At 72.0% G+C, this 19,096-nt stretch carries 20 protein-coding genes; 16 read left to right on the top strand and 4 right to left on the bottom strand.

What is annotated here, in order from left to right; translation table 11 throughout:
• The first annotated feature begins 23 nt into the window (after positions 1–23).
• The 10 genes from ACIQVZ_RS23910 (at position 24) to ACIQVZ_RS23865 (ending at position 10,554) form a co-directional block, all read left to right on the top strand.
• Positions 24–983: an ATP-binding cassette domain-containing protein gene (locus ACIQVZ_RS23910; RefSeq protein ID WP_350881223.1), complete on the top strand. Its 960-nt coding sequence runs from the start codon at positions 24–26 to the stop codon at positions 981–983.
• A gap of 129 nt (positions 984–1,112) precedes the next feature.
• Positions 1,113–2,345, top strand: a complete 1,233-nt coding sequence (locus ACIQVZ_RS23905) for a glycosyltransferase family 2 protein (protein WP_402452675.1) — start codon at positions 1,113–1,115, stop codon at positions 2,343–2,345.
• Between the two features lie 126 nt (positions 2,346–2,471).
• Positions 2,472–3,767: a nucleotide sugar dehydrogenase gene (locus tag ACIQVZ_RS23900; RefSeq protein WP_363583767.1), complete on the top strand. Its 1,296-nt coding sequence runs from the start codon at positions 2,472–2,474 to the stop codon at positions 3,765–3,767.
• Positions 3,768–3,979: 212 nt separating this feature from the next.
• Positions 3,980–5,275 (top strand): DUF445 domain-containing protein, encoded by a 1,296-nt coding sequence (locus tag ACIQVZ_RS23895; protein ID WP_350881227.1) that lies wholly within the window; start codon positions 3,980–3,982, stop codon positions 5,273–5,275.
• A gap of 64 nt (positions 5,276–5,339) precedes the next feature.
• A complete protein-coding gene (locus tag ACIQVZ_RS23890; protein ID WP_402452674.1) occupies positions 5,340–6,407 on the top strand; it encodes an adenosine deaminase in 1,068 nt (355 codons plus the stop codon).
• Between the two features lie 158 nt (positions 6,408–6,565).
• Positions 6,566–7,144 carry a YlcI/YnfO family protein gene (locus tag ACIQVZ_RS23885; protein WP_402452672.1) on the top strand — a complete coding sequence of 193 codons (579 nt, stop codon included), beginning with the start codon at positions 6,566–6,568 and terminating at the stop codon, positions 7,142–7,144.
• A 123-nt stretch (positions 7,145–7,267) separates the two neighbouring features.
• The gene (locus ACIQVZ_RS23880; protein WP_402452670.1) at positions 7,268–8,104 is read left to right on the top strand and encodes a DUF4097 family beta strand repeat-containing protein; all 837 of its coding nucleotides are present in this window, start codon (positions 7,268–7,270) and stop codon (positions 8,102–8,104) included.
• Positions 8,104–9,030 carry an ATP-binding cassette domain-containing protein gene (locus ACIQVZ_RS23875; RefSeq protein ID WP_400331541.1) on the top strand — a complete coding sequence of 309 codons (927 nt, stop codon included), beginning with the start codon at positions 8,104–8,106 and terminating at the stop codon, positions 9,028–9,030. Before ACIQVZ_RS23880 ends, ACIQVZ_RS23875 begins: the two co-directional genes overlap by 1 nt.
• Positions 9,027–9,797 carry an ABC transporter permease gene (locus tag ACIQVZ_RS23870; protein WP_402452668.1) on the top strand — a complete coding sequence of 257 codons (771 nt, stop codon included), beginning with the start codon at positions 9,027–9,029 and terminating at the stop codon, positions 9,795–9,797. Before ACIQVZ_RS23875 ends, ACIQVZ_RS23870 begins: the two co-directional genes overlap by 4 nt.
• A 157-nt stretch (positions 9,798–9,954) precedes the next feature.
• Positions 9,955–10,554, top strand: coding sequence for a hypothetical protein (locus ACIQVZ_RS23865; protein WP_402452666.1), 600 nt, complete (start codon positions 9,955–9,957; stop codon positions 10,552–10,554).
• A 43-nt stretch (positions 10,555–10,597) separates the two neighbouring features.
• Here the strand turns inward: ACIQVZ_RS23865 and ACIQVZ_RS23860 are convergent, their stop codons facing one another.
• From ACIQVZ_RS23860 to ACIQVZ_RS23850, 3 genes are all read right to left on the bottom strand, one after another.
• Positions 10,598–11,002 carry a hypothetical protein gene (locus ACIQVZ_RS23860; protein ID WP_402452664.1) on the bottom strand — a complete coding sequence of 135 codons (405 nt, stop codon included), beginning with the start codon at positions 11,000–11,002 and terminating at the stop codon, positions 10,598–10,600.
• Between the two features lie 251 nt (positions 11,003–11,253).
• Positions 11,254–11,430: a DUF397 domain-containing protein gene (locus ACIQVZ_RS23855; RefSeq protein ID WP_402452663.1), complete on the bottom strand. Its 177-nt coding sequence runs from the start codon at positions 11,428–11,430 to the stop codon at positions 11,254–11,256.
• Between the two features lie 8 nt (positions 11,431–11,438).
• A complete protein-coding gene (locus ACIQVZ_RS23850) occupies positions 11,439–12,299 on the bottom strand; it encodes a helix-turn-helix domain-containing protein (RefSeq protein WP_402452662.1) in 861 nt (286 codons plus the stop codon).
• Between the two features lie 167 nt (positions 12,300–12,466).
• On the opposite strand from ACIQVZ_RS23850, the gene ACIQVZ_RS23845 reads away from it, so the two are divergent.
• The 6 genes from ACIQVZ_RS23845 to ACIQVZ_RS23820 all read left to right on the top strand — a co-directional run bounded on the left by ACIQVZ_RS23845 (position 12,467) and on the right by ACIQVZ_RS23820 (position 17,848).
• Positions 12,467–12,829: an ATP-binding protein gene (locus tag ACIQVZ_RS23845; RefSeq protein ID WP_402452661.1), complete on the top strand. Its 363-nt coding sequence runs from the start codon at positions 12,467–12,469 to the stop codon at positions 12,827–12,829.
• Entirely contained in the window at positions 12,826–13,083 is a 258-nt protein-coding gene (locus tag ACIQVZ_RS23840; RefSeq protein WP_402452660.1) for a hypothetical protein, read from the top strand. Before ACIQVZ_RS23845 ends, ACIQVZ_RS23840 begins: the two co-directional genes overlap by 4 nt.
• 178 nt (positions 13,084–13,261) lie before the next feature.
• Positions 13,262–14,104, top strand: coding sequence for a helix-turn-helix domain-containing protein (locus ACIQVZ_RS23835; RefSeq protein WP_402452659.1), 843 nt, complete (start codon positions 13,262–13,264; stop codon positions 14,102–14,104).
• Between the two features lie 254 nt (positions 14,105–14,358).
• A complete protein-coding gene (locus ACIQVZ_RS23830) occupies positions 14,359–15,489 on the top strand; it encodes a methyltransferase domain-containing protein (protein WP_402452658.1) in 1,131 nt (376 codons plus the stop codon).
• Positions 15,490–15,724: 235 nt separating this feature from the next.
• A complete protein-coding gene (locus ACIQVZ_RS23825; protein ID WP_402452657.1) occupies positions 15,725–16,876 on the top strand; it encodes a PQQ-binding-like beta-propeller repeat protein in 1,152 nt (383 codons plus the stop codon).
• Positions 16,877–17,020: 144 nt separating this feature from the next.
• Positions 17,021–17,848 (top strand): putative adhesin, encoded by an 828-nt coding sequence (locus tag ACIQVZ_RS23820; RefSeq protein ID WP_402452656.1) that lies wholly within the window; start codon positions 17,021–17,023, stop codon positions 17,846–17,848.
• A 380-nt stretch (positions 17,849–18,228) separates the two neighbouring features.
• On the opposite strand, the gene ACIQVZ_RS23815 is transcribed toward ACIQVZ_RS23820, so the two are convergent.
• Positions 18,229–18,996 (bottom strand): CDP-alcohol phosphatidyltransferase family protein, encoded by a 768-nt coding sequence (locus ACIQVZ_RS23815; protein ID WP_350882659.1) that lies wholly within the window; start codon positions 18,994–18,996, stop codon positions 18,229–18,231.
• Positions 18,997–19,096 lie beyond the last annotated feature (100 nt).

Genomic DNA, 19,096 nt, shown 5'->3' with positions numbered 1-19,096 from the left:
CCCCTCCTACGCAAGGAACCCCCATGGCACTGATCGAACTCGAGGACGTCCGCCGCACCTTCACCGTGCGGGTCCGTACCGGCCGCTTCAGCCGGGTCAAGCGCGAGGTGCGCGCGGTGGACGGGCTGAGCTTCACCGTCGAGGCCGGCGAGTGCGTCGGCTACATCGGCCCCAACGGCGCCGGCAAGTCGACCACCATCAAGATGCTCACCGGCATCCTCGTGCCCAGCGGCGGGCGGTTGCGGGTCGCCGGAGTGGACCCGGCCCGCGAGCGCGTCGCGCTGGCCCGCCGGATCGGCGTCGTCTTCGGCCAGCGCACCACGCTCTGGTGGGACCTCCCGCTCCGCGACTCCTTCGAACTCGCCCGCCGGATCTACCGCATCCCCGACCGCCGATATCGCGAGAACCTCGGCCGCTGCGTCGAACTGCTCGACCTGGAAGGGCTGCTGGACACCCCCGTCCGCCAGCTCTCGCTCGGCCAGCGGATGCGCGGCGACCTCGCGGCGGCGCTGCTGCACGACCCGCAGGTGCTCTATCTGGACGAGCCGACCATCGGCCTGGACGTGGTCAGCAAGGGGAAGGTGCGCGAGTTCCTGCGCGAGGTCAACCGGGACCGGGGCACCACCGTGCTGCTCACCACGCACGACCTGACCGACATCGAGCAGCTCTGCGGCCGGGTGATGGTGATCGACCACGGCCGGGTCGTCTACGACGGCGGGCTGGACGGCCTGCACGCCACCGGGCGCAGCGAGCGCACCCTGGTGGTCGACCTGGCCGAGGCCCGGCCCGCGATCGAGGTGGCGGGCGCCCGGGTGGTGAAGGTCGAGGGGCCTCGGCAGTGGCTGGCCTTCCCGGCGCAGCAGAGCGCCGCGCCGATCGTGGCGGCGGTGGCCGCGCGCTATCCGCTGGTGGACCTGTCGGTGCGCGAGCCGGCGATCGAGGACGTGATCGCGCGGATGTACACGGAGGTGGCGATCGGTTGAGCCTCCCGAACGCTGAACGCGTGTTCGGCCGCTGTCACCCGTCCGGGGAGGGCACGTGACTCCCCGGCGGGCAGCCGAGTTGACGTTGCATCGCTCGGCGAACAGCACACCGGAGGGCAGCGCTTCTCGATGACCGGACCCGATGTGACCGTGGTGGTCGCGGTCTACAACACCATGCCCTACCTCACCGCCTGCCTGGACTCGCTGGTCGGGCAGACCCTGGCGCCCGGGCGGTTGGAGGTGGTGGTCGTCGACGACGGCTCCACGGACGGCGGCGAGGCCGTCCTGGACGACTACGCCGCCCGCCACCCCGGGCTGTTCCGGGTGGTGCACCAGGCCAACTCGGGCGGCCCGGCGGCCCCCACCAACCGGGGCCTGGCGCTGGCCCGCGGCCGCTACGTGCTCTTCCTCGGCGCGGACGACTGGCTCGGCGCCGAGGCGCTGGAGCGGCTGGTCACGGCGGCCGACGCCTGGGGTTCGGACGTGCTGGTGCCCAAGCAGGTCGGGGTGAACGGGCGGCTGGTGCCGCAGGGGATCTTCCACGCCAACGCCGAGTCCGTCGGTTTCACCGACTCGGCGCTGGCCTGGGCGCTGTCCGACACCAAGCTGTTCCGGATGGACCTCGTCCGGCGCTACGGGCTGTGCCGCGACGAGGAGTTGAAGGTCTTCTCGGACCAGCCGTTCACCCTGGAGGCCTGCCTGCGGGCGGGCCGGGTGTCCGTCCTCGCCGACTACGACTGCTACTTCCTGGTGCTGCGCGAGGACTTGGGCAACGTCACCCAGCGGGCCGGGGTGCTCGACCGGCTGCGCGGGATCGCCGCATTGCAGCAGGTCGCCGCCGATCTGGCCGCGCCCGGCGGGGAGTTGGACGCGATCCGGGCCCGCAGCTTCGCCTGGGACGTGCCGCGGCTGCTCCAGGACGACTTCCTGCTGCTCGATGACGCCGTCCAGGAGCAGGTGTGCGTCGAGGTCGGCCGGCTGGTCGAGCGCTTCGACGCCCGCGCGGTCTACCCGCGGCTGCCCGTCGCCGAGCGGCTGCGGCTCGAACTCGCCGCCGCCGTAAGGCCGGAGGCGCTGCGGGACCTGATCCGGTACGAGGCCGCGCACGGCGACCCGCCGGTGGTCGTCGACGGGCGGCGGCACTACGCGGGCTACCCGGCGTTCCGGGACGCCCGGCTGGGCCTGCCGGACGAGCTGTTCCTGCTGGGCGAGGAGCCGGTGCGGCTGCCGGTGGAGGTCCCGCCGCTCAACCTGGCCCAGCAGGTGTGGCGCGGAGCCGTGCCGGCCCAGCTGCGGCGGGGGTTGCGGCGCTACCCGGTGTGGCGCCGGCTCGCCAACACGGTGAACGGGGGCCGGGGGTGAGCGGGGGCCCCGGAGGCCGGGGCCGCCGGAGGCTGGGGGCCCCGGAGGAAAGGCGACACGAGGATGAACGGGGTGCGGGGATGAACGGGGTGCGGGCATGAACGGGGTGCGGGGATGAGCCGGGCGATGGACGTCTGCGTGGTCGGGCTGGGCAAGCTGGGCCTGCCGCTGGCCGTGCAGTTCGCACTGAAGGGGCACCGGGTGACGGGGGCGGACATCGCCCCTGGGGTCGTCCGCAGCGTCAACCAAGGCGTGCCGCCGTTCCCCCGGGAGGCGGGTTTGGACGAGGCGCTGAAGCAGGTGGTCGCCGAGGGGCGGCTGCGGGCCACCACCGACACCACGGCCGCCGTCGCCGCCGCCGAGGCCGTGGTGCTGGTCGTCCCGCTGGTCACCGCCGCCGACGGCACCCCGGACTTCGGCCTGCTCGACGCGGCCACCGACGCCGTTGCCGCCGGGCTGCGCCGGGGCACCCTGGTCAGCTACGAGACCACCCTGCCGGTCGGCGTCACCCGGGGCCGCTGGGCGCCCCGGCTGGCGGCCGGCTCCGGGCTGGCCGCCGGGGCGGACTTCGCGCTGGTGTTCAGCCCGGAGCGGGTCCGCACCGGGCGGGTCTTCGCCGACCTGCGCCGCTACCCCAAGCTGGTCGGCGGCGTGGACGCGGCCTCGACCCGGCGCGGCGCCGAGTTCTACCGGGCCGCGCTGGACTTCGACCCGCGCCCCGACCTGCCCCGGCCCAACGGCGTCTGGGAGCTGGCCTCGGTGGAGGCGGCGGAGTTCGCCAAGCTCGCCGAGACCACCTACCGGGACGTCAACATCGCGCTGGCCAACCAGTTCGCCCGGTACGCCGACCGGGTCGGGGTGGACTTCGCGGAGATCGCCGACGCGTGCAACTCGCAGCCGTACAGCCACCTGCACCGGCCCGGCATCGCGGTCGGCGGGCACTGCATCCCGGTGTACCCGCGGCTGTACCTGTGGAACGACCCGGGCGCGACGGTCGTGCGGGCCGCCCGGGAGGCCAACCTGGAGATGCCCGGGTACGCGGTCGGGGTGCTGGACGGCGCGCTGGCGGGCGGGATCGCCGGGCAGGGCGTGCTGGTGCTCGGGGCGGCGTACCGGGGCGGGGTCAAGGAGACGGCGTACTCCGGGGTGTTCCCGCTGGTCGAGGCGGTGCGGGCGGCGGGGGCGCGGCCGTACGTCAGCGATCCGCTGTACCGGGGCGGGGAACTGGCGGCGCTCGGGCTGCCCCCGTACGACGGGGAGCCGGTGGTGGCGGCGGTGCTCCAGGCGGACCACCCGGAGTACCGGGAGCTGGCGCCGGAGGACCTGCCGGGGGTGCGGGTGCTGCTGGACGGGCGGCGGTGCACGGATCCGGCGGCGTGGGCGGTCGAGGGGGTGCGGCGGATCGTGCTGGGCGGGGCGTGATCGTGCTGGTCGGGGCCTGAGGGGGGTGCGGTTTCGGGCTCCGACGGGCGTGCGGGGCGCCGCGTCGGCGGGCACGGTGGACCGCACACGGCGTGACGGGGTGGGTACGGGGCGTGCGCGCGGCGGCGCGCGAGGCGTGCCCGGGCGCGTGACTAGGCGCGTGATCGCGGGGCGCGCCCTCGCCCGCGCCGGGCAGCGGGCAGACTGGCGGGGTGAGTGACGAAGCCTTCAGCGGTACGGGCCCCGGGGTCCGGTTCACCGCCGCCGACGAGCAGAAGAGACATGGCGTCCGCCGGATGAAGACCATCGCGACCGGCCTGCTGGCCTTCGCGAGCCTGGTCTTCGCCCTCGCCACCTGGGCCAAGGCGGCCGGCGCCGGCGCCTGGGCCGGGTACGTGGCGGCGGCCGCCGAGGCGGGCATGGTCGGCGCGCTGGCCGACTGGTTCGCGGTGACGGCGCTGTTCCGCCGCCCGCTCGGCCTGCCGATCCCGCACACCGCGATCATCCCGACCAAGAAGGACGCCTTCGGACGCTCGCTCGGCGACTTCGTCGGCGACAACTTCCTCTCCGGCCACGTGGTGCGCGGGCGCCTCGCGTCGCTGGGCATCGCCCGGCGGCTGGGGGAGTGGCTGGCCGCGCCGGGCAGCGCCGAGCGGGTCACCAAGGAGGCCTCGGCGGCGCTGCGCGGGGTGCTCGAGGTGCTCCGGGACGACGACGTGCAGGCGGTCGTCGCCGAGGCGGTGACCAGGCGGGCGGCGGCCACCTCGGTGGCCGAGCCGATGGGCCGGATGCTGGGCAAGGTGGTCGCGGACGGCGGGCACCACGGCGTGGTCGACCTGGTGGCCGTCCGGGCGCACGGCTGGCTGACCGCCAACCACGAGGAGGTGGTCCAGCGGGTCACCCAGAAGACCCCGGGCTGGACGCCCAAGTTCCTCGACCACCAGGTCGGCGAGCGGGTCTACAAGGAGCTGATGCGGTTCGTCACCGACATCCGGGACGACCCGGACCACCCGGCCCGCGGCGCCATCGACAACTTCCTCGCCGACTTCGCGACCGAACTGCAGACCGACCCGGAGACCATCGCCCGGGTGGAGCGGGCCAAGGTGGAACTGCTGGCCCGGCCCGAGGTGCAGGACCTGATCGCCTCCACCTGGGCGGCCGTCCGCACCCTGGTGGTGAACGCGGCCGAGGACGAGGACAGCGAACTGCGCCGGCGCATCCGTGAGGGCGTGAGCAGCTTCGGCGCGCGCCTGGCCACCGACGCCAAGCTCCAGGCCAAGGTGGACGGCTGGCTCCAGGGCGCCGCCCAGTACCTGGTCGACACCTACCGCGCCGAGATCACCTCGCTGATCTCCGAGACGGTGGCGGGCTGGGACGCCGACGACGCCTCCCGCAAGATCGAGGCCAACGTGGGCCGCGACCTGCAGTTCATCCGGATCAACGGCACCGTCGTCGGCGCCATGGCCGGGCTGCTCATCCACACCGTGGCGACCGCCCTCGGAGGCTGACCCCGGGGCGGCCTATCCTTGCCAGCACCTGTCGGTACGCGCGTAGAGGAAGTAGGGAACCACCGTGGTCCAGCCGGACGGAAGTCGGATCGGAAACCCCAGTGGCCAGGGGGGCATCGAGGCGTTCATCGCCGGGATGCCCAAGGCGGAGCTGCACGTCCACCACGTGGGCTCGGCCTCGCCGCGCGTCGTCGCCGAGCTGGCGGCCCGCCACCGCGGTCGGTCGAAGGTGCCGACCGACCCGGCGGCGCTCGCCGAGTACTTCACCTTCACCGACTTCGCGCACTTCGTCGACGTCTACCTGAGCGTCGTGGACCTGATCCGCGACGCCGAGGACGTCCGCGCGCTCACCTACGGCGTGGCCGAGGATATGGCGCGCCAGAACATCCGGTACGCCGAACTGACCATCACCCCGTACTCCTCGGTCAAGCGGGGCATCCCGGACGTCGCCTTCATGGAGGCGATCGAGGACGCCCGGCTGCGCGCCGAGAAGGAGCTCGGGGTCGTCCTGCGCTGGTGCTTCGACATCCCCGGCGAGGCCGGCCTGGAGGCCGCCGAGGAGACCGCCCGGCTCGCCGTCGACCTGGCCCCCGAGGGCCTGGTCAGCTTCGGCCTCGGCGGCCCGGAGATCGGCGTGCCGCGCCCGCAGTTCAAGCCCTACTTCGACCGGGCGCGGGCGGCCGGCCTGCGCAGTGTCCCGCACGCGGGCGAGACCACCGGGCCGGAGACGGTCTGGGACGCCATCCGGGTGCTCGGCGCCGAGCGCATCGGGCACGGCACGCAGTCGGTGAAGGACCCGGCGCTGCTGGACCACCTGGGCGAGCACCGGATCCCGCTGGAGGTCTGCCCGACCTCCAACATCGCCACCCGGGCGGTGGAGCGGATCGAGGAGCACCCGATCAAGCGGATGGTGGACGCCGGGCTGCTGGTCACGATCAACAGCGACGACCCGCCGATGTTCGGCACCGACCTCAACACCGAGTACGCCGTCGCGGCGCGGCTGCTGGGCCTGGACGAGTCCGGGGTGGCGGCACTGGCGCGCAACGCGGTCGAGGCGTCCTTCCTGGACGTGGCGGGCAAGGCGCGGCTGGCCGGCGAGATCGACGCCTACCTGGCGGGCTGGAAGGCCTGATCCCCGGCGTCCGCCCTGGTGGACGCCCCGCGAAGTGCCCCTGAACCGCCCCGTCGGCAGCTGTCGGCGGGGCGGTTCTCTGTGCCCACTCGGAGGTGGCGCCAAAGTGGCACCACTAATGGCTCGACATGGCACCATCGCTGTGCCATGCTGAGGCCATGGACCTCACGCCGTACGTCGAAAACCTTCGGAACGAGCTCGCGGTGGCCGCGGGCACGGGCGGGGACGAAGCCCGCGCGCTGGCCGAGCGGCTGACGCTGCCGCTGGATTCCGCCGTGCGGCTCACCCTGCTCAACGCGCTCTCGGCCGCGATGGGCGAAGTGACCCGCGAGCTCGCCCCCGGCTCGGTGGACGTACGGTTGCGCGGGCTCGATCCCGAGTTCGTGGTCACCGTACCGCCCGGCGCCGACACCTTCCACGGTGATGTGCCGCCCGTGGCGCCACCGATGGCGCCGATGGTGGCATCGGTGGCGCCAGTGGCGCCGCCCGTGGTGCCGGAGTCGGACGAGACGGGCACGGCCCGGATCAACCTGCGCCTGCCCGCCCACCTCAAGGCCCGGGCCGAGGAGGCCGCCGGGCAGGAGGGCCTCTCCCTCAACGCCTGGCTGGTCCGGGCCGTCGCCGGCGCGCTGGAGGCCGGCGAGCCGCCCGCCCGCCCGGCCGCGCCGCAGGGCCCCCAGCCGACGGCTCGCCCGCGCCGCGGCGGCGGCCAGGGCTTCACCGGCTGGGTCCACTGACGCTTCCGCCCGCTCCGCCTGTTGGACCCGCTCCATCCGCTCCATCCGCGCTCCATCCGCAACGACGTCACCCCCGCTCCGACCAGCGGGAACACCCATCAGAGTCAAGAGGACGGGACAGCCATGCCTACGTACGAGACCGACGGACCGATCTCGGTCACCCTCGAATTCGAGATCGGCTCGGTGCGGATCAGCGCGAGCAAGCGCACCGACACCGTGGTCGAGGTCAAGCCCGCCAACCCCGCCGAGGAGGCCGACGTCAAGGCCGCCCAGCAGACCCAGGTCGACTACGCCGGCGGCCGGTTCACCCTCAAGGGCCCGAAGAAGCGCTCGCCGTTCGGCCGGATCGGCTCGATCGACATCCTGATCGAGCTGCCGGCGGGCTCGGAGATCAACGCCGACGCCCCGATGGCCACCTTCGTCGCCGAGGGCCCGCTCGGCGACTGCCGGCTGAAGACCTCGCTCGGCCGGATCCAGGTCGAGCAGGCCGCGAGCGCGCGGCTCAAGACCGACCACGGGGAGGTCCGGGTCGACTCGGTCGACGGGGACGCGGAGGTCTCCGGGCTCGGCCGGGTCGCGGTCGGCACGGTCGGGGGCGCGCTGACGGTCAAGAACAGCAACGGCGACACGGAGGTCCGCGAGGTCCACGGGGCGCTCAAGGCGAGCTCCTCCTTCGGCCGGATCGAGGTCGGCACCGCCCACGCGGGGGTGGACGCCAAGACGGCGCACGGCCCGATCCGGATCGGCCGGGTGGTGCGCGGCCAGGTCACCATGCAGACCTCCCTGGGGGACTTGGAGGTCGGCATCGCGGAGGGCACGGCGGCCTGGCTCGACGTGCACAGCAAGGTCGGCACCGTGCGCAACGCCCTCGGCGCGGCGCAGGGCCCGGGCGACGCCCGGGAGACCGTCGAGGTCCGCGGCCGCACCCAGCTCGGCGACGTCGTGATCCGGAGGGCGTGATGGCGGCGATCTCGGCAGTCGGACTGACCAAGTCCTACGGCGACAAGGCCGTGCTGAACGGCATCGACCTGGAGATCCCGGCGGGCAGCGTGTTCGCCCTGCTCGGGCCGAACGGCGCCGGCAAGACCACCACCGTGCAGATCCTCTCCACCCTGATCCCGGCCGACGGCGGGGTGGCCCGGGTGGCCGGGCACGACGTGGTCGAGCAGGCCTCCGGGGTGCGGGCGGCGATCGGTGTCACCGGCCAGTTCTCGGCGGTGGACAACCTGCTCACCGCCGAGGAGAACCTGCTGCTGATGGCGGACCTCAACCACCTCCCCCGTCGGGAGGGGCGGAGGCGGGCCGAGGATCTGCTGCGGCGGTTCGACCTCACGGAGGCCGCGCGCAAGCCGGTCGTCACCTTCTCCGGCGGCATGCGGCGCAAGCTCGACCTGGCGATGACGCTGGTCGGCGATCCGCAGGTGATCTTCCTCGACGAGCCGACCACCGGGCTGGACCCGCGCAGCCGGCGGACGATGTGGGAGATCATCCGGGGGCTGGTCGCCGACCACGGGGTGACGATCTTCCTCACCACCCAGTACCTGGAGGAGGCCGACGAACTCGCCGACCGGATCGCCGTCCTGGACGGCGGGCGGATCGTCGCCGAGGGCACGGCGGACGAGCTGAAGCGGATCGTCCCCGGTGGGCGGATCCGGCTCCAGTTCGCGGATGCCGCCCAACTGGGTGCTGCCGCCGGGCTGTTCGACTACGCCGCGGTCGACACCGAGGCGCTGCGACTGGACATCCCGGGGGACAACTCCGTGGTCACCGTGAAGGCGGTGCTGGACGCGCTCGACAACGCCTCGGTCCAGGCCGAGTCGCTGGTCGTGGAGACGGCCGATCTGGACGACGTGTTCCTCACTCTGACCGGGGAGGGCGCCCGATGAGCGCTTCGGTGAGCTACGCGGTCAGTGACTCGCTGACCATGCTGCGGCGCAACCTCAAGCACGCGCTGAGGTACCCGTCGCTGACCTTCGCGGTCGTGATCATGCCGGTGATGATGCTGCTGCTGTTCAACTACGCCTACGGCGGCGCGCTCGGCGCGGGCATCGGCGGCGGCAGCTACATCGACTACGTGACGCCCGGCATCCTGCTGATGGCGGCCGCCTCGGGGTCGCTGGTCACGGCGATCGGGGTCTGCGTCGACATGACGGAAGGCATCGTCAACCGCTTCCGCACGATGGCGATCTCACGCTCGGCCTTCCTGGCCGGGCACGTGGTCGGCAGCGTGATACAGACCATGCTCGGCCTGGTCCTGGTGGTCGGCGCGGCGCTCGCGATGGGCTTCCGGCCCAACGCCGGGCTGGTGGAATGGCTGGCGGCCGTCGGACTGGTGCTGTTCGTCACTGTCGCGCTGACCTGGATATCGGCGGGCATCGGGCTGGTCGCCAAGACGGTGGAGAGCGCCAGCAACCTGCCGATGCCGATACAGTTCCTGCCCTTCATCGGCAGCGCGATCGTCCCGCCCGACTCGATGCCGACCGCCCTGCGGTGGTTCGCCGAGTACCAGCCGTTCACGCCGATCATCGAGACCCTGCGGGGGCTGCTGATGGGCACCCCGATCGGCAACAGTGCCTGGAGCGCGCTGGCGTGGTGCACCGGGCTGACGCTGATCGGCTACTTCTGGTCGAGGAGCGTCTTCTACCGGCGGTGACGGGGGTGCGGCCGGTAGCGGGGCCCGGGCGACGAAGCCATCGTCGCCCGGGCCGTCGCGCTGGCCGCGGGGTTGTGCCCGGTCCGGTCCCTGCCGTGGAGGCCGGGGGCGCCCGGTAGTAAAGTCCGGGCAAAGGATCGCCTGGGGGGAGACAAACATGGCGGCGGCGCGGCGCAGGCGAATCGCCTGGTGGCTCAGAGGCGTGGCGCTGGCGGCGCTCCTGGCGTACCTGCCGGGCTATCAGGCCTCGGAGTCAGGTGGGCTGGTGGAGGTCGAGCGCTGGCTCAACCATCCGGTGCTGCTGGTCGGGGCCGCGGTCGTGCTGACCGTGGTCTCGCTGGTGGTCGAGTTCGAGTTCCGCACCCGGTGGTCGCAGATCGGTGGCGCGGCCGCCCTGGTGGTGCTCGTCTTCCTCGGGCTTCCGATCGCGTTCATGGCCGCCATGTCGTCCCTGACCGACGTCGGCAACGGGCAGCTGGTCGGCCGGAAGGTCCACCCGGACCATCCGGACCGCGTGTTGACCGTGACGAACGTCGCCTTCTCGATCGACCCGGTCTACCGCCTGGAGCTGCTGACCGGCAGCGGCTGGTCCGCCCGCCACTGGGACCTGGGCGAATGGGACAGTCAGAGCGGCGAGTTCAGCACGGTCGAGTGGTCCGGACCGGACCGGATCACGGTGACCGGGGTGACGGAGGCCGCGGTGTTCACCGTGGACTCGGACGGACGGCCGAGCAGGCAGCGGGCGGCACTCGGGTAGGCCCTCGCGCGGCGGGGAGGCCGCGCGAGGGCCCGGGCGGGGTTTACCAGGTGTCGATGCCCATCTTCTTGGCCGCGTCGTGGACGGCCTTGTAGTGGGCGTGCGACATGCCGGACTGCTTGTCCTTCTCGGGCAGGTTCTTGTCCGTCGCACGGAACTCGTCGCGGGCCTCGGCGAGCAGGCTCGTGCCGTAGGAGACGGGGACGTCCTTGACGCCGTGGGACGGGTGGGTCTTCTCGGCGGTCTTGCTGCCCGCCTTGATCAGGATGTCGCGGGCCTTGTTGAAGTCGTCGGCCTTGACCGTCTTCGGGTTGCTGAGCTGCGCCTGCACCCGGGCCGTCGGCTGGGCCTGCACGGTGCCTGCGGCCATGGCGGGAGCGGCAGCGGCGGCGCCGAGGGCGCCGGCGGCGGCGACTGCCACGAGGGCGTTCCGGAGGGTCCTGTTCATGGATATCGATCCCTTCGCAATGTCTAAATGTCGGTGCCCGCACCGGACTTGGAGTCCGTGGGAGTGCGAACTCCTCGGCACTACCCCGGCCCTCCTCGGCGGCAAACCGATGTTCGTACGGGGGTGGTTGGGGAACGGCGGGATCAGGCCGTCTTGTGATTGTCGGACTGCTGGGTCAGTGGGGGCGGAAGAGGCTCAAGGGGGACGGCCAGGGCGGGCCGTTCGACGAACGGCCCGCCCGTTGCGGTGGATCAGACGTCGAACTCTCCGGCGCGGATGGCGGAGAGGAGGTCGCGCCATTCGGTGGGGGTGAGTTGGGCGATGGCGTCGGGTAGAAGAGTGCTGCGGACGTAGACGGCGTCGGAGGTGATGGCGACCTCTGGGCAGTTATTGCCGTCGCCGCAGGCACTGGGCTTTCGCCATTCCACGGGATCCCTCACAGGCTGTTCATGATGCTGGAGATCACGTCACGGGAGTCCGATGGATCGAGCGCGCGATCACGCATCGCCCCGATGATGTTCCGGTAGTTCTCCAGTTGGTTCATCTCGGTCAGGAACGCTGGCGATCCTACGGAGTCAAGCTGGACCGTATCGAGGCGGGGTACCGGCCCGCTCGCATACAGCGCGGCGTGGCCCGCACCCTTGAATCCGCCGGCCCTGAACTCCAATACGCGCAGCGTCACGTTGGGGGCCTCCGAGAGTACGAGCAACTGCTTCAGCTGCTCTCTGGCGACGGCTGTTCCTCCGAACTCCATGCGCAGCGCGGCCTCGTGCACGATTGCTTCGTATTCCAGCGGATCGCCGCGTGTCAGGAGCTCTGCTCGTCGCATCCGGTTCTCGACTCGCGCTTCGATGTTCAGTGGCCGCAGCGGAGGATAGACCTCTCGGAAGATCGCGCGAGCTGTCTCCTCGGTCTGCAGGAGCCCGGGCGCATGGCAGATCTGATACGTCACCAACGCGCTGGAATAGTGTTCAACTTCGGAGATCTCAAGAATCCCTGCTGGGACGAGCCCTCTGTGCTCCTCCCACCACCCCTTGGTGCGGTCGGCGGCCATCTCGGCGACGGCGTCGACGTACGCAGAGTCGGCCTCCTCGTACTCGGCGGCGAGCGCAAGCACCCGTTCAGCGCTGACCGGGTAGGCGCCCTGCTCGATCAGTGTGACCTTGCTCCGGTCCAGCCCGAGAACGGCGGCAGCGTCTCCAGCCGTGCGCCCGGCGGCCTCTCGCATCTTTCGTAGCTCGATGCCGACGCGCTTGCGGCGTGCGGTTGGGGTAGGTGGCATCTTTCCAGCATCCATCGTGGGTGTGTGACGAGTCCAGCGAGCAGATAGGCATATCTTCCTGGCCTCACTAGCAAATTTGCTATCGCGTGCCCTACAGTCTGTGATGCACCGCTCACCGAGCGGATTGTCGGTAGTGCCGCTCGGGCACTGAAGAGCACCCATCTCCGTCACTGGGAGACATCGTGCGTAACCTCAACTCCCCCTCCCTCACCCTCGCTCGCGACACCCTCCGCGACGGCATGACCCGCGTCGGCTGGTCGCCCTCCTCCATCGCGGACGCCGAGCTCGCTCTCGTCGAACTGATCGTCAACGCCTGGCGTCACGGCGAGACGACCTCCCCCGTCGTCCTCATCCACTTCCTCTCGAATACTCTCCGCGTCACCGTCGCGGACCGCTCTTCCACCCTCCCCGAGCAGCGAACGCCCTGCCTGCTCGCCGAGTCCGGCCGGGGCCTCCAGCTGGTCGCCGGCCTCACCCACCGCTGGGGCGTCGACCCCCTGAAGCTGGGCAAAATCGTTTGGTTCGAGTTGGACGGTGTCGCGTGAGTGCCCACCAGCCCATCCACCCGGCCGATCCGGCGCTGCGTCACCTAACGGCCCGCCAGGTCACTCAACTCATCGTCGAACTCCGCACTGAGGGGAGTGAGTTCGGACTCACCTGGCCGTCCGCCCAGCCCGGCGAGACCAACCTCAACGGCCGCGTCCTGATCTCCCTCGGCAATATCCCGGCGAGCACCCTCATCAACCTCCTCGCCCTCCTCCGCGAGTACAAGCGCGAGCGGGACCGCCGCCGATGCTAGGCCTCCTGACCTTCAACCTCCTGGCCTCCCTCCTCGGCGCCCTCTGCGAAACCCGCGCCCGCCACCTCCACGGCCGCACGGCCGCCTACGCAGTGCTTGCCTCATTCCAAGCCTGCGATGCCACAAGGCACTTCGCGGTTCCGACGTGCGAGTTCGGTCGGCAGGTAGCCTCCGGGTGGTGAGTACCGATTTTCAGCAGGCCCGGCTGTCGCTCGGTGTGCGGCTACGGGAGTTGCGCACCGAGGCGGGCGTGAGCGGCCGCGACCTCGCCGGACGACTGGGCTGGCCGGCGTCGAAGATTTCGAAGCTGGAGAACGGCAGGCAGACGGCCACTCCCGCGGATCTTCAGGCGTGGGCCGAAGCGCTGGGATGCCCCGAGGCCGCTGCCGAGTTGAAAGGCGGGCTGCAAGGCCTGGAGTCCCGCTATCGGGGATGGAAGCGGGTGTTGGCCGGCGGGCACCGGGTGCGCGAGGAAGCCGGAGTCAGGCACGGCCGGGAGACGGCGGTGACCACCGGCTACGAACCTGCCATCATCCCGGACATTTTCCAGATCGCCGAATACGCCCGCCACGTCCTGACTCACGCAACCGATCTGGATGACGGGCCACGTGACATCGAGGAAGGAGTATGTGCCCGGTTGAAGCGTCAGGAGTCCCTCTACCAGCGAGGGAAGCGCTTCCGCTTCATCATGTCCGAGGCCGCACTGTACGTGCAGATCTGTCCGCCCGACGTCCTGGCTGCTCAACTCGACCGACTGGGTGGCCTGCTGGGGCTCGACACGGTTGAGGTGGGGATCGTTCCGCTCGGGGCTCCGGTGGCAGTCATTCCCAAGCACGGCTTCTGGATCTACGACGACAGGCTCACGATCGTCGAGACGTGGAACGCCGAGCTGCGGCTCGATGAACCCGTCGACATCGCGCTGTACCGGAAGGTCTGGGGAAGGCTGCACGATGCTGCGGTGTACGGCCCCGCAGCGCATCGGCTGATCGCCCGTGCGCGCTCGACTCTGGCAGTCGCCTGAGAAACCTGCGGAAGCCTCGCCGCGCGCGGGAGAAAACCGGAGAAATGCGGCTAACGCCAGCTCGGTTGGGCTTCTAGCGTGCTGGACAGGACCTTGCCGGCACCTGAATGGCCGGCGTCGATCGAGAGGAACCGGAATGGGCGAGCACGGAGACGGCAAGGGTGGCGAGGACGGGGACAAGAAGCAGTCCCCGAAGGAGTCCGACGGCCAGTGGACCAAGCCCGTGAAGCCGTCGAAGAAGTGAGCACCAACTGATGGATGAATACGCACAGTTGCTGACCCGGATGGAATCGGCGGGGGCGCTGGGCGAGGGGTGGCGGGGCGCGTTCGAGCGTGCCCCGCGCTCTTCCTTCGTCCCGGACTCCGTCTGGGCCCCGGACGACGACAGCCCGACCGGCTACGGCCGGATCACCCGGGCCGACCACCCGGACACCTGGTGGGCGCTGGTGAACGCCGACGAGGTGGTGGTCACCCAGATCGATGACGGCCTCGATACCGGGCCGGGCATCGCCACCTCCTCGGCCTCCATGCCCTCCCTCGTCGCGAGAATGCTCCGGCACCTGGACGTGGTCGACGGGAACACCGTGCTCGACATCGGCACCGGCACCGGATGGACGAGCGCGCTCCTCTCCGCCAGGCTCGGCGACGCCCACGTGACCACCGTCGAGGTCGATCGAGCGGTCGCCGCCGCAGCGGTCCGACGACTCACCGCAGCAGGCTTCCACCCCAGTTGCTCGACCGGCGACGGCCTCGAAGGCCGGCCCCTCCGGGCACCTTACGATCGCATCCATTCCACGGCGGCGGTTCGCCGACTGCCGCGCGCCTGGCTCGAACAGACCCGCCCCGGCGGCGTGATCGTCACCCCCTGGGGCACGCCCTACGCCAACGCCGGACTCCTGCGCCTGGTGGTCGGCGATCCGGGGGAGCCCTCCCGGGGCAAGTTCGTGGACAACGCCAGCTTCATGTGGGTCCGCAGCCAGCGCCCCCACCCGGTGGCCGAACCGACCGACCGGCCGATCCTCCGGGGCTCGTCGCCGATCGACCCGGAGCTGGCGCTGGAGAACGTGGACGTGGCGTTCGCCATCGGCCTCCGGGTGCCCGGCGTCCGATATCACCACACCTGGGACGACACGGACCCCGGCGGCACCTATCGGATGCGACTCTCCGACGGCGCCGGCTCCTGGGCGTCCGTCCGCCACCACGACTGGGGCGCCGCCGACGCGGTCCGGCAGGCCGGGCCCCGCCGCCTGTGGGACGAGATCGTCCGCGCCCGCCGGGGATGGCTCGCCGACGGCGAACCGGACCTCACCCGCTTCGGCGTGACGATGACGCCGACCGGCGAACAGCACGTGTGGCTCGACGAGCCCGGCAACCTGATCGGATGACCCGGCCGCGAACCGTCGGCCGCCCGGCCTGAGCCCCTTGCGCAGGAAGTCGGCCGGTCCGACTTCCTGCGCACAACCTTCAGAATCCCGGCCGCGTCCTGGCCGCCCTTTTCGGCGCCTTCTGTGAAGCTCGCCCTCGCGGTGCAACCGGCGGCAGGCGCAGACGGTCACCTTCGGTGTGACCTCGAACGAATCGCAGACCGATCCTGTCCGCCCCCACGTCAGCCGCAGGCGCATGTTGCTGGGCGTCGCCGGTGTGGCGGCGGCCGCCGTCACCGTCGGGGGCATCGGCTGGTGGGCGCGGCGGGACGCCGACACCGGCCACCGCGTCTGGAGCAGGACCGGCACCGGCAGCCGGGTCGCCCTGTCGGCCGCCCCGCAGTCCGACCTCTACGTCGCGGACTTCGACGGCACGGTCAGGGCCCTCGACCTGCGGACCGGCGCCCCGCGTTGGAGTGCCGAGGTCGCCTCGCGCAACCCCGCCGACAGCAGCTTCGGCTGGCCGATCGCCGCAGGTGACGGACTGGTCTGCGTGACCACCGACTCCCACGTCCACGCCCTGGACGCCGCGTCCGGAGCCGTCCGGTGGACCGTGCCGGCGCCGGGGGGCTATCTGTCCGGATGGACGGACGGCCCCACCGTCGGCGGGGACGTGTTCGTGATCTGCGACGGCCGCGTCCACTCCTACGACGCGGCCACCGGCGAGGCCCGGTGGGCCGGCCCGCTGGAGGCCGCCTGCGGGCCGGCGGTCGCGGGCGGCACCGTGTACCTTGCCGCCCCTGCGGGCGGGATCTCCGCCCTCGACGCGAAGACCTGTGAGCGACGCTGGGAGCAGCCCGCAGTCGGCACGCTCGTCGACCGGCCCGTGGTCCACGAGGGCGTCCTCTACCTGTCCACTTCCGCCGCCTCCGCCTCGACCGGCGCCGCCCCGACCGCCTCCGCCTCGACCGGCGCCGCTTCGGCCGCCTCCGCCTCGACTGTCTCCGCCCTGGACGCGGCGACCGGCCGAGTGCTCTGGCAGCGTGACGATCTCGGCCACCCCGGTGTCCATCCCGCCCCGGTCGCCGACGGGACGCTCTGCCTCCTCGACAACGACCGGGTCATCGCCGTCGAGGCGAGTACGGGCCGCAGCCGGTGGACCTCCTCGGTGCCGGACGGCCTGGGCCGGGGCATGAGCACCATGGCCGTCGCCGACGGCCGGGTCTACGTGGCGCTGAACGACGGTCGGCTGCACACCCTCGACCTCGCCACCGGCCGGCTTCAGTGGCAGGACGATCCGGCCGAGTTCGGCACCGAGTACACCGGCCTCTCGCTGACGGCCTTCGGCGGCGTCGCCTACCGCGGCAGCCGGGCCGGCCTCTACGCGGCGGGCATACCCGCGGCCTGACCTCCGTGCGAGGCCCCGGTGCCGCGCCGCCCGGGGCACCGCGCGGTGCGCCTTCAGGCAGCGGGCACTGCCCGTACGGACCTGGCGCCCACGCCGACGTCACCGATATCCAGGAGAGTGAGCTTTCGAGTCGCGAGGGGGACGATGCACGCCCACGACAGGACCAAGGGTGCCGCCGGCAAGGCCCGCACGCCGGCCCGCACTTCGGAGTCGGCGACCAGGAACCCGAACCGGGCGCAGGCCGCCGCCCAGTCGCTGCTCGGCCTCCAGAGCAGCCACGGCAACGCGGCCGTCGTGCAGATGCTTCGCGCGACCGGGATCCAGCGCGCGGCCGACCAGAACCGGCCCATGATCAACCACCAGAACCCGGACGACGACTGGGAGGCCGACAACACCGCGCCCGCGCGTACGGACGGTCTCGTGCTCAGCGGTCACGGCGCCTGGGAGGCCGCGAACGGCACCTTCCGGGTGCCCGCGGGGACGCGGGTGCACTTCTACACGCAGCACGGGATGGTCCTCCCCGACGACCTGGGCGGGCAGGTGGAGAACGGCGCCAACCGGGGTGGCAGCGTGGAACAGGGGCAGGACCGTGGCGCCGCGCGCACGGTGGTGGGCGGGCGGAGCCTGCAGAACTACACCATCTCCTACCCCAGCGGCCTCACCATCCGGGGAAACCCGGCGATCGCCAGCCCGGTGGGCGGCGGGTACGACGTCGAACTCGACCCGGGGACGCCGGCCGCAACCGTCATCAACGTCGCCACGCTGACCGACCCCCAACTCGCGGGCCGCTCGATCGTCTTCGACGGCGACGTGCTGCTGAGCGACATCCTGCGGCCCGGCATGGGCGACGTGCACTTCGCGGCCTGCCGCTTCGTCGAGACCAACAGGCCCGGGACGCGGAACCAGGGCCGTCCTCAGAACCACAACTACGTCGGCGACCCCGGCGAGGCCGGCGGTCTCTACAACCCCTGACCCGCCCGGCCTCCAACGCTCCGCGCTCCGCGCAGGAAGTCGGCCCGCCCGACTTCCTGCGCAAGTGGCACCGCCCCGAGCAGGGCTCAACCGGCCCCGCGCACCACGTTCTTGCCGGTGGTCCGCCCCTCCGCCCCTCCGCCATGGCGTCGAGCGCGGCGGGGACGGCGGCCAGGCCGGGGACTTCGGTGACCGGCAGGGTGAGGTCACCGGCAGGGTGAGGTCACCGGCGGCGAGCAGGTCGAGGACCGTGCGGATGGCGCGGCCGACCCGTTCGGCGGCGGCGGCGGCCAGGGCGCGGTGGCTGAAGCCGGTGACGGTGAGGTTCCCGGCCATCAGGCGGCCGAGCAGCCGCCGCCCGCGCGCGGCGGCGCAGCCCGTCAGCGCAGGCGCGAGGAGGACAGGATCGACGCCAGGTGCGCCACCACCATGCCCCAGGTGATCACCGCGATCCCCGCGACCGCCGCCCGCGTCGCGTCCAGGTTGCCGAGCACCGCGTCCACCACGGCCGCCGCCAGCAGCACCAGGGAGGCCTCGATGCCGTTCGTCACCCGGTGGATCTTGAACACCGAGGCGAGCCGGCGCGCGGTCGCGATGCCCTGCGAGCGCGGCTGGGTGGACTCCTCGTCCGCCGGGGCCTGCCCGCTGCGGGCCCGGGCCACGTCCACCAGGTCCGTCGAGGCCTTGAGCAGCACCACGCCCAGCGCGGCCGCCAAGCCCACCGACACCCACAGCTCCGACCCGCCCCGCGCCGCCCGCACGCCCGCGCCGATCATCAGCGCAGCGTCCGCCAGATAGGCGCCGAGCCGGTCCACGTAGACCCCGGCCATGCTGAACTGGCGCTTCCAGCGCGCCACTTCGCCGTCGACGCAGTCGAAGAGCAGGAACAGCTGGAACAGCACCGCCGCCAGTACGGCGCCGGTCAGACCGGGGATCAGCAGGGCCGCCCCGCCACCGACCCCGCAGACCACCATCACCCAGGTGAGGGTGTTCGGCGACACCGAGGTCCGCACCAACTGCCGGGTCGTGCGCAGCGAGATGCGGCGCATGTACAGCCGTCCCGCCCAGTGCTCACCGTTGCGGCTCTGCAGCTTGGCCTGCGGCTGGCACACCTCGCGCAAGTCCGCGAGCGCCGGAGCAGCCACCATGACGACATCCCTCCACCTGTCCCGAAACGATCACCACAGGCTACGGCCTCCAGGGCGCCGCCCCGACCGGCCCCTCGTCGCCGTCCGGAGGCGGAGAGCT

Source organism: Kitasatospora sp. NPDC098663 (assembly GCF_044760075.1).
GTDB lineage: Bacteria > Actinomycetota > Actinomycetes > Streptomycetales > Streptomycetaceae > Kitasatospora.
Note: the sequence above shows the minus strand (reverse complement) of the source record. Positions and strands in the feature narration are given on the sequence as shown.